At 56.4% G+C, this 9,346-nt stretch carries 8 protein-coding genes; 4 read left to right on the top strand and 4 right to left on the bottom strand.

Annotation, left to right across the window (positions count from 1 at the left end; genetic code table 11):
* From QVO51_RS10760 to QVO51_RS10770, 3 genes are all read left to right on the top strand, one after another.
* On the top strand, positions 1–741 hold a 741-nt coding region (locus QVO51_RS10760; protein ID WP_288168229.1), incomplete at its 5' end, for a thiamine pyrophosphate-dependent enzyme.
* Positions 738–1,319, top strand: a complete 582-nt coding sequence (locus tag QVO51_RS10765) for an indolepyruvate oxidoreductase subunit beta (RefSeq protein WP_022358400.1) — start codon at positions 738–740, stop codon at positions 1,317–1,319. The genes QVO51_RS10760 and QVO51_RS10765, both read left to right, overlap by 4 nt.
* Before the next feature lie 15 nt (positions 1,320–1,334).
* Positions 1,335–2,567 (top strand): phenylacetate--CoA ligase family protein, encoded by a 1,233-nt coding sequence (locus tag QVO51_RS10770; RefSeq protein WP_022358401.1) that lies wholly within the window; start codon positions 1,335–1,337, stop codon positions 2,565–2,567.
* Positions 2,568–2,593: 26 nt separating this feature from the next.
* Here QVO51_RS10770 and QVO51_RS10775 read toward each other — a convergent pair whose 3' ends face one another.
* Entirely contained in the window at positions 2,594–3,499 is a 906-nt protein-coding gene (locus QVO51_RS10775; protein WP_022358402.1) for an NAD(P)/FAD-dependent oxidoreductase, read from the bottom strand.
* A gap of 273 nt (positions 3,500–3,772) precedes the next feature.
* On the opposite strand from QVO51_RS10775, the gene QVO51_RS10780 reads away from it, so the two are divergent.
* Entirely contained in the window at positions 3,773–5,467 is a 1,695-nt protein-coding gene (locus tag QVO51_RS10780) for a cellulase family glycosylhydrolase (protein WP_022358403.1), read from the top strand.
* A gap of 129 nt (positions 5,468–5,596) precedes the next feature.
* Here the strand turns inward: QVO51_RS10780 and glgA are convergent, their stop codons facing one another.
* The 3 genes from glgA to QVO51_RS10795 form a co-directional block, all read right to left on the bottom strand.
* Positions 5,597–7,021 carry a glycogen synthase GlgA gene (glgA, locus tag QVO51_RS10785; protein ID WP_022358404.1) on the bottom strand — a complete coding sequence of 475 codons (1,425 nt, stop codon included), beginning with the start codon at positions 7,019–7,021 and terminating at the stop codon, positions 5,597–5,599.
* A gap of 20 nt (positions 7,022–7,041) precedes the next feature.
* A complete protein-coding gene (gene glgD / locus QVO51_RS10790) occupies positions 7,042–8,166 on the bottom strand; it encodes a glucose-1-phosphate adenylyltransferase subunit GlgD (protein ID WP_022358405.1) in 1,125 nt (374 codons plus the stop codon).
* 12 nt (positions 8,167–8,178) lie between these two features.
* A partial coding sequence (locus tag QVO51_RS10795; RefSeq protein ID WP_288168231.1) for a glucose-1-phosphate adenylyltransferase occupies positions 8,179–9,346 on the bottom strand: 1,168 nt, incomplete at its 5' end.

Raw genomic sequence — 9,346 nt, forward strand, 5'->3', positions numbered from 1 at the left:
CGTCCGCCGGTGCTGTGTGCAGGCTGTCCCCACCGGGCATCCTTCTACGCAGTCAAGCAGGCTATGAAGGGGCGCAAGGCAGTATTCAGCGGTGACATCGGCTGCTACACCCTGGGCAACGCCATGCCCCTGGATATGGTGGATACCTGTCTGTGCATGGGTGCGGATGTTACCATGGCGCAGGGTCTCCACCGGATCGAACCGGACACGGTGAACTTCTCCTTTATCGGGGATTCCACCTTCTTTGCCTCCGGCATGACGGGGATCGTCAACGCCGTATACAACCAGACGGATATTATTCTGATGGTGCTGGACAATTCCACCACTGCCATGACCGGACACCAGCCCCATCCGGGCACCGGCATGACCATGATGCATGAGATCTCCCCCAGGGTAAGCATTGAAGCCATCCTCCGGGCTGTAGGGCTTACCAATGTGGAAACGGTAGATCCCCTGAACCTGGAGCAGACCATCCAGGCAGTCAGGACGGCAGCCGACAAGCCCGGGGTCAAGGCGATCATCTGCAAATCCCCCTGCATTGCGGTCAGCAAGCCTGCAAAACGGCTCCAGGTGGACGAAAGCCGCTGCGTCGGCTGCAAGCAGTGCATCCGGGAGCTGGGCTGTCCCGCCATTTCCTTGAAGGGGCAGAAGGCATACATTGAGCCGGATCTTTGCTTCGGCTGTACCATCTGTGCACAGATCTGCAAGCCCGGTGCCATCAGAGAGGAGGATGCACAATGACAAGCACAAGCTGTCTGCTGTGCGGCGTGGGAGGACAGGGCACAGTCCTTGCCTCCAAGCTGCTGGCATATGCCTATATGCAACAGGGAAAATCCGTCCGCACCGCCGAAACCATCGGCATGGCGCAGCGGGGCGGCTGCGTGGTAAGCCATGTTCGTGCCGGAGCTGAAATCCACTCGCCGCTGATCCCCAAGGGCAAGGCGGATGTGATGATCGCCTTTGAACCGGCGGAGGCTGTCCGCTGTCTGCCCTTTTTAAAGCAGGGGGGCACTGTTGTGGTCAACCAAAAGGCTGTCAAGCCCGTGACCGCATCCCTCAGCGGCCTTGCCTATACGGGAGCGGAGATGCTGGAGTACCTGCAATCCGCCGGCATCCGCACCATTCTCATTGACGGAGACGCTGTGTGCGCTGCCTGTCAGTCTCCCAAGGTGCTGAACATTGCGCTGCTGGCTGCGGCAGCCAATACAGATGCCCTGGGCATCAGCGTGGCACAACTAAAGGACGCTGTGCAGCAGCTGGTACCGGAAAAATTCCACGCCCTGAACCTGGGCGCCATTGAATATGTATGCAACCGCTAGGAAGGAGCTCCCACTATGAAAATGACAGAAACACAATTTAATCTGATTAAGGCACAGCTGAAAAAACTGACCTCCCAGCCCTGCTTCTACCAGAGAAAGCTGGAGGGCATCCACGTCGACCAGATCCAGTCCCAGGAGGATTTTGAAACCCTGCCCTTCACCTGGAAGGGAGATCTGCGGGAAGCATACCCGCTGGGATTGCAGGCAGTCCCGGACGAGGAGATCATCCGGATCCACTCCTCCTCCGGTACCACCGGCACACCGGTCATCATCCCCTACACCCGGCAGGATGTGGAGGACTGGACAGAAATGTTCAAGCGCTGCTATGAAACCGCCGGCATCACCAATCTGGATCGGATCCAGATCACACCGGGCTATGGTCTGTGGACGGCAGGCATCGGCTTCCAGAACGGTGCGGAACGCCTGGGGGCAATGGTGATCCCCATGGGTCCCGGCAATACGGATAAGCAGCTGCGGATGATGATGGATATGAAATCCACCGTGCTGTGCGCCACCTCTTCCTATGCGCTGCTGCTGGCAGAGGAAATCGCAAAGCGGGGCATCGGGAACCGGATCCACCTGCGCAAGGGCGTCATCGGCTCCGAACGCTGGGGTGAAAAGATGCGGAACCGGATCGCCAACGAACTGGGGGTACAGCTATATGACATTTACGGTCTGACCGAGGTATACGGCCCCGGCATCGGCATCAGCTGCGACCACGCCTGCGGCATACATGTATGGACGGATTATCTGTACTTTGAGGTGGTGGATCCCAAGACCGGGAAGAATGTACCGGACGGGGAGATCGGCGAGCTGGTCATCACCACCCTGCATAAGCAGGGCGCACCCCTGATTCGCTACCGAACCCATGATCTGACCAGGGTGATCCCCGGCGAATGCCCCTGCGGCTGTCCTTTCCCCCGGATCGACACCATCCTGGGCAGAACCGACGACATGGTCAAGGTCAAGGGCGTCAACATCTTCCCCAGCCAGATCGAAGAGCTGCTCACCGGCATTGAGGGGGCATCCAGTGAATACCAGTTCATGCTGGATCATATGAACGGCAAGGACATCTGCACTCTGTTCGTGGAAGCCAACGATGGGGCGAACCGCTACGAACTGGAGATCGAGCTCCAGAACGCATTTAAGTCCAAAATCGGCATTTCTGTAAACGTGAAGCCAGTCAGCATCGGGGAGTTGCCCCGCAGCGAGAAAAAATCTACCCGGGTGTTCGACAACCGGTATTGATGCAATATGAAAAAGCAGGCATGATATTATGCCTGCTTTTTTTCGTTGGAAAGCCATTCGCAAAGTCCCAGGGCAGCGGCAGCTCCGTCAGCGGCGGCGGTACAGAGCTGTCGGGTGGACTTGGTGCGGCAATCCCCGGCGCAGAAGATCCCCTGTGCCGTGGTACGGCAGTCCTCCCCGGCACGGATATACCCGCCCGGATCCAACTCCACCAGGCGAGCAAAGGGCTCCGTCCTGGGCTGTCGCCCTACCGCAATGAACAAGGCGTCCACCGCCAGGGTTTCCCCGGATTGCAGGCGGATACCGGACAGCCGTTCCGGCCCCAAAAGCTCCGTGACGGATGCGTCTGTCCGGATCTCCACGTTGTGCAGAGCCTGCACCTGTTCCAACAGAGCTTTCTCGCCCCGGAAGCTGCTGCGCCGGTGGATCAGATACACCCGACCGCAGCCCTGCGCCAGCAGCAGGCAATCCAACAGGGCGGTGTTGCCGCCCCCCACCACTGCCACATTCTTACCCAGGTACAATCCCCCATCGCATGCAGCGCAGTAGGACACTCCGTGACCAGTCAGTGCCTCCTCCCGTGCAAGCCCCAGGGGACGGCTTCTGGCTCCGGTTGCCAGAATCAGTCCCCTGCCCTCGAATATCCCCCGGTCTGTATGCAGGGCAAAGCCATTCTGCCGCCGTTCCGCCCGTTCCACCCGGGCACTTTCATATCCGGCACCTGCCCCCAGCGCCTGGTCGTAGATCCGCTTTGCCAGATCCGCCCCGGAGATCCGATCGATGCCCGGGTAGTTTTCCACCAGGGGCGCATTGACAATCTGTCCCCCGTAATACTGCTGCTCCAGCACCAGGGTACTGCATCCAGCCCGGGCAGCATACAGCGCCGCCGTCAGCCCGGCGATCCCCCCGCCGGAAATCAGAATCTCGTACATATGCATCCCTCCCGGAGGAGTATGCCCGGTCTGACGGAGAATATCCGATCTGAGCAATTAAAAATTGACCCCAATGCAAAAACAGCATCATAAAAGGGTGGGGAAACATGAAACCGCTTTCTAAACAGGTCAGATCAGCTAATCAAGAATTCTTGTGCAGATTCCTTGACTTTTTGTGCAAAATGCGGTACACTAATTGTAGGTGCAGATTCTCTGCATATAATCGGAAACAGCGGCAAAAGTCGCAACTGATTTTGAGAGGGGATAGAATTTATGAAACAGTTCTGGCGCAAAACTGCGTCGGTCATGACGGCTGCTGCGCTTCTGGCAGGTACCTCCGTATTCTTTACGGATGCTATGAGCGGACAGGGGCTGCGTACCGGCGCGGTGGACGACACAAACGATGATTGGCTTCACGCTGAGGGAGACAAGCTGTACGATATGTACGGCAACGAGGTCTGGCTCACCGGTGCAAACTGGTTCGGCATGAACTGCAGCGAGTGCTTCCTGCACGGACTCTGGTCCTGTGACATGAGCGACACGCTGGCATCCATTGCGGATCACGGCATCAACCTGCTGCGGATCCCGGTATCCACGGAACTGCTGTATTACTGGATGATCGGCGAGCCGGATCCGGCTTCCGGCATCAACGCAAAAAATACCCCGGACTACAGCTTCAACCCGGAGCTTTGCCGGGAGGACGGCACCCAGATGGACAGCCTGGAGATTTTTGACGTGCTGCTGAAGCTGTGTAAGGAAAACGGCATCAAGGTCATGGTGGACGTACACAGTCCGGACGCCAACAACTCCGGTCACAATTACGAGCTTTGGTACGGCAAGGAAATGAGCACCGGCGTTATGGTCACCACAGAGATCTGGATGGATACCTGGGTGTGGCTGGCTGACCGGTATAAGAATGACGACACACTGATCGCTCTGGATCTGAAAAACGAGCCGCACGGCAAGCGGGGCTACGACTCTGCAACCTGCCCCACAACCATTGCAAAGTGGGACAATTCCACGGACGAAAACAACTGGAAATACGCTGCAGAAACCTGTGCCAAGAAGATCCTGGAGGTCAATCCCAACGTGCTGATCGTGGTGGAGGGCATTGAGCAGTACCCCAAGACAGAGCAGGGATACAACTTCGATACTCCCGACGTGTGGGAGCCTACCGTGAATCGTCCTTCTCCCTGGCATCCGGCATGGTGGGGCGGCAACCTGCGGGGCGTAAAGGATTACCCCATCGACCTGGGCGAGCATCAGGATAAGCTGGTGTACTCCCCCCACGATTATGGCCCCTCCGTTTATGCACAAACCTGGTTTGACAAGGATTTCACCACCCAGACCCTGCTGGATGATTACTGGTATGACACCTGGGCATACATTGACGACCAGGGCATTGCGCCCCTGCTGATCGGCGAGTGGGGCGGATTCATGGACGCTGGCAAGAACCAGAAGTGGATGAGTCTGCTGCGGGATTACATGATCGAAAATCACATCAACCACACCTTCTGGTGCATCAACCCCAACTCCGGCGACACCGGCGGATTGCTGGACGCTACCTTCTCCAAGTGGGATGAGGAAAAATACGGACTAATGGAGCCGTCTCTTTGGCAGGATGACAACGGTCGCTACATCAGTGCGGATCATGTGTATCCCCTGGGCAGCAACGGGCAGAGCCTGACCGAGTACTATGGCGGCACACCGACACCGCCGACCACCACAACCAAGCCTGCTGACACCACTGCCTCCGGCACCGTCACCAAGGGCGACCTGAACAAGGACGGCAAGGTTACCATCGCCGACCTGCTGCTGATGAGCCGATATCTGGTGCGGGAGATCGACGCTTCCAAGATTCCCTCTACGGCAGCATGTGACGTAAACGGGGACGGGCGGGTCAACGCAGTGGACTGCGTACTGGTCAAGCAGTTCCTGGCGCATCTGATCGACAAATTCCCTGCATAAAAAGCTTTGGCGTGCTGCAAATGCAGCACGCCTTTTTGCACCCTCACGCAGAAATCCCCCGGCATCCAGGGATGTCGGGGGCTGTTTGATTGATTCGCAATACTACACAGAGATGATGCGACGCTGTCTTTATGTGTGCTGCTCGGTCAGTTCCCGGTACAGACCCAGGTACAGCTCCGCAGACACGTTCCAGCTGAAGTCACTCTCCATAGCGGTTTTTTGTAGTGCCTTCCAGCGGGGCTTGTCATCGTAAGCAATCTTTGCCCGGTTGCATGCGCCCAGCATATCGTGAGCATTGTAGGTTTTGAAGGTGAATCCGTTGCCGTTTTCACCGCCGCCATCCCGGACGGTATCCCGCAGACCACCGGTCTCCCGGACGATGGGCAGGGTGCCGTAACGCATTGCCACCATCTGTGCCAAACCGCAGGGCTCACTCTGGGAGGGCATCAGGAACATGTCGCAGCCGGCATAGATCCGTCTTGCCAGCTGGGGGATGAAGCCCAGTGTAACGCTGACTCTGCCCGGATGCCGCCAAGCCATTTCCTTGAAGAAATCCTCAAAGATTTTCTCGCCGCTGCCCAGAATGGCAAATTTATAGCCAAGATTCAGAATATCCTCAAACACATAGCGGATCAGATCGATGCCCTTATGGGACACGAACCGGGTCACGATGCCGATGATGGGTTCGTCTCCATCCTGCAATCCCAGTTCCTCCAGCAGCGCCTGCTTGCACTTCGCCTTGCCCTGCATATTTTTCACAGAGTAATTTGCCGGAATCGCCGGATCCGTTTCCGGATTGTAGCCATCCACGTCGATGCCGTTCAGGAAGCCGCACAGCTTGTACTGCTTGGTGTTCAATGCCCGATCCAGCCCATGGGAATACCACGGATCCAGGATCTCCCAGGCATAGCTGGGGCTTACGGTGGTGATCTTGTCGGCGGTTTCAATGGCGCCCTTCATCATATTCACGCAGCCGTCATACTCCAACAGTCCGGTGTGATACAGGGGAATGCCCATCAGCTCGTTGAGCACTTCCTTGCCGTACTTGCCCTGGTACTGGATGTTGTGGATGGTGAATATGGTATGGATGTTCTCATAGCCCTGCTGATACTTGTAGAAAATCTGGTAGTACACCGGGATCATGGCAGCCTGCCAGTCGTTGGCGTGAATGATGTCCGGCTTGAAGTCGATACAGCGGATCATTTCCAGCACTGCACGGCTGTAGAATACAAACCGCTCACAGTCATCATAGAAGCCGTAGATGCCGTCTCTGCCGAAGTAGTACTCATTGTCGATAAAATAATAGGTCACACCCTTGTAAATGCCGGTGAAAATGCCGCAGTACTGCTTCCGCCAGGAAACGTCCACGGTAATATTGGTCAGAAAGGTCAGAGAAGCACGCATTTCCGCAGAAATGCACTTGTACAGGGGGATCACGACCCGACAGTCATGTCCCTTTTTCACAATAGCGGAGGGCAGAGAGCCGGCAACATCCGCCAGACCGCCGGACGCTACATAGGGCAATGCCTCACTGGCTGCAAACAAAATATTCATACGGATCATCCCTCCTGCAATTAAATCTTCGCACCCTTGCTGATATACAACGGATAGCTCTGGGAACCGGTCAGTACCCGGTCATCCACGATTTCCACGTCCTTGTCGGTGATCACACAGTTCAGACTGCACTTGCTGCCGATGGAGGTGTTCTGCATGATGACGCTGTTCTTGACCACGGTGCCCTTGCCGATCTTCACACCCCGGAACAATACGCAGTTTTCCACCTTTCCCTCAATGATACAGCCATCGGCAATCAAGGAGTTCTGGATGTCGGACTCCAGGCCAAACCGAACCGGGCCGTTGTCCATGATCTTTGTGTAGATGGGGGCGGATTTCTTAAACAAACCGTTCCGGTTTTCCGGATTCAGCAGTGCCAGATTCGCCTCATAGTAGCTGGACAGACTGTCCAGCCGGGCAACGTAGCCCGTATGCTCATAAGCGGTGATCCGGTAGCCTGCCGCCTTGTCCTGCAGCACATCCCGGCTGAGGCTGTACTGATTCCGGCTCATTTTCTCCTTAACCAGCTGCTTGAGGAAGGATTTGCTCAACACAAAGGTGTTCATACACAGGTTGCCGGTGCCCCGCATGGGCGGATCGATCATAACATCGTCCACCATGCCGTCCTCCCCGATGCCCAGGAGCGTGGCATTCTGGTTCACGTCCTTATCGTAGAAGCCCTTGGAGTATGCTACGGTAATATCCGCACCGCTTTCGATGTGCGCACGGATCATGGGCCGGTAGTCGATGGTGGTCACAATGTCGCAGTCGGACAGCACCACATATTCTGCCGGAGAATGCTCTACATACTCCCACACTCCGTCCAGTGCTTCCAGTCTGCCCCGGTAAATACCGGTGCCAACATGGCTGAAGGGAGGCAGCAGATGCAGACCGCCGTTCTTTCGGGAAAGATCCCACTCACGGCCGGAGCCAAGGTGATCCAGCAGGGAGCCGTAGTTGGATTTTGTGATGACTCCCACGTCGTCAATGTCGGAATTGACCATATTGGACAGGGGGAAGTCGATCAGCCGGTACCGTCCCCCAAAGGGCACGGAGCCCATGGTGCGGAGCTTGGTCAGATCAATGATGGAGGAATCGTGCATACTTGCAAAAATCAATCCCATTACGCTAATATTTGCACTCATAGTCACATCTCCTTACAGGTTGTCAGATATAATCTGCTTGGGCAGTACGGTTTTTCCTTCGGAAACATCCACCTTGTGACCTACGACTGCAATGCCCCATTCGTCACGGTTCTCGATGGTCTCCGGACTTGCGCCGATCTTAGCGTTCTCGTGGATCACGCAGTCCTCACCTACGATGGCGTATTCCACCACAGCACCTGCCTTGATGACCGTGCCGGGCATGATGATGCTGTACTTGACGGTGGCATTCTCCTCTACCACAGCGCCGGAGAAGATGATGGAAAAGTCCACGGTGCCGTTGATCTCACTGCCTTCGGAGATCATGGAATTTTCAACCGCCGCCTTGTCCCCGATGTACTGCGGGGGCATATTCAGGTTCCGGGAGTAGATCTTCCACTCCTTATCATACAGATCCAGAGGCACGCTGGGACTCAGCAGATCCATATTTGCCTCCCACAGGCTGTCCAGCGTCCCCACGTCCTTCCAGTAGCCCTCGAAGGCATAAGCGAACAGCCGCTCCCCTGCTGCCAGCATTGCAGGGATGATATCCTTGCCGAAATCCTTGGATCCGGAGTTTGCATTCTCGTTTTCGATCAGATACTGCTTGAGCTTCTTCCAGGTGAAGATGTAGATACCCATGGATGCCAGCGTGGACTTGGGTTCCTTGGGCTTTTCCGTAAAGTCCACAACTCTGCCTTCCTCATCGCAGGTCATGATGCCGAACCGGGAAGCCTCCTCCATGGGAACGTCCAGAACGGCAATGGTGCTGTCCGCCTGATGCTGCTTGTGGAACTGGAGCATCTTGGAGTAATCCATCTTGTAAATGTGATCGCCCCCCAGAATGATCACATACTCCGGGTCATAGCGCTCGATAAAGCTCATATTCTGGTAGATGGCGTTGGCGGTACCCTCGTACCAGGATGCCCCTGCATTGGTCTGGTAAGGGGGCAGCACATGTACGCCGCCGTGCAGCTTATCCAGATCCCAGGGCTGTCCGTTGCCGATGTAGTCGTTCAGCACCAGGGGCTGGTACTGGGTCAGCACGCCCACCGTATCGATGCCGGAATTGGTGCAGTTGGAAAGGGGAAAATCAATGATCCGGTACTTGCCGCCATAGGGTACAGCCGGCTTTGCCATATCCTGGGTCAGCGCATACAAGCGGCTGCCTTGTCCGCCCGCC

This window comes from Ruminococcus sp. CAG:379 (genome assembly GCF_000434255.1).
Lineage (GTDB): Bacteria > Bacillota > Clostridia > Oscillospirales > Ruminococcaceae > Ruminococcus_F > Ruminococcus_F champanellensis.